Origin of the sequence: Pseudomonas sp. URMO17WK12:I11 (assembly GCF_007677725.1) — a bacterium.
Taxonomy (GTDB): Bacteria; Pseudomonadota; Gammaproteobacteria; order Pseudomonadales; family Pseudomonadaceae; genus Aquipseudomonas.
Genome location: NZ_VEDF01000032.1, coordinates 1 through 1,414, shown reverse-complemented (window position 1 = coordinate 1,414; position 1,414 = coordinate 1). Strand labels below are relative to the sequence as shown.

1 protein-coding gene is annotated in these 1,414 nt (G+C 50.2%); it reads right to left on the bottom strand.

What is annotated here, in order from left to right:
• On the bottom strand, positions 1 to 1,242 hold a 1,242-nt coding region (locus FS665_RS23105), incomplete at its 3' end, for a hypothetical protein (RefSeq protein WP_178108398.1).
• Positions 1,243 to 1,414: the final 172 nt, after the last annotated feature.

Here is a 1,414-nt window from a genome sequence, read left to right as displayed (position 1 = left end):
TATGGCAGCGTCGACCAACCGCGGCGTCAGGAACAAAACCAGTTCTGTCTGCGTCTTCACCGTCGAGGTGTTGTTGAACAACCATTTCAAGCCAGGGATCTTCCCAAAGAACGGCACGCTACGCACGACCGTGCTGTCGGCATCCGAATAGACACCTCCCAATGCAACCGTCTTCCCAAAGCCCGAGAAAACACGCGACGTGAGCGACGTCGTATTGATCGGCGGTACCCCGTTCATGGCCTTGGAATAATCTGGCTCATCCTTGCTCAAGATCACGTCCAGGAGCACGCCCCGGTCATTTACGAGCGGCAGAACATCAAGCGACAACGCAGCCTCTTTGAAGGATACGGACGTGGCTCCGTCACCGGCAGATTGCTGATATGGAACCTGCGAACCTTTAATGATCTTTGCCTGATGACGATCCGTGGTGTAAACGCGCGGGCTTGATATCACGCGGCCTTTGCCTGCCTGTTCCATTGCATCGAGCTCAGCATCTAGATTGAACGACCTGGACGTAATGCCAAACCCGGCTATAGCTGCTGGAGTCAATCCAAAAGGAACGCTACCAATTAAAGTGCCTGCGCCGCTGCCGACCGATGCGTTCCACTGGACGCCAAGGTTTTTTGTGTAGGAACGATCAACCTCAACGATTCGAGCCTCAATCATCACTTGTTTGCGTGAGTAATCAACGGCATCCAGATACATGCGGAGTTCTGACAAACGCTTTTCATTCATGCGAGCAACAATGACTGACGAGCCTTCCTCAGCATTCAAAGTTTCACCTTGATCCAAAGGAAAAGCCTTAATCGCATCTACAGAAGGAATGTTTCTAACCTTCAATACAGAGACCTTATAAGACGGGCTGGAGGCAGCAGCAGGAACCACAGGAACATCAGAGTAAGCACCATATGCCGCAGGCTCAGCATTAGTACGCGGATAAAGACTCACATGAAGGAATTTCCCTTCGACTGTATAAAGCAAGCCACGAGGACCGGTAACAAATTCAATGGCTTCATCCCAAGTAACATCTTTCATGCGCATGGACAGTGAACCGCTGATACCTTCGCCCAGGACAAGATTCAGTCCTCGATAATCAGCAAGCAGCTGCAAAGCAGCCGAGACTTGAATGGTTTGAAAGTCGAATGTCAAAGATTGCGGGCCATCCTCCGCAAAAGATTGGCTGATAATCGCCGAGAAAAAAGCAGCGATAAAGAAATGGCTAATTGATTTAGAGATGCTCATAACGTCAATGTCCATGATTTGTGGATTGTTTGGGGTCGGTGTCAGCGCTACGCTAACCCCCTCCCCCAATCAATCCACCAACAATGGGGGGCGTCTTCTTTAAAGCCCACCCGGTAATCTTCAATCCATCCACAATACAATAAGCCTCAGTAAAATCGGCCACGTACCTACA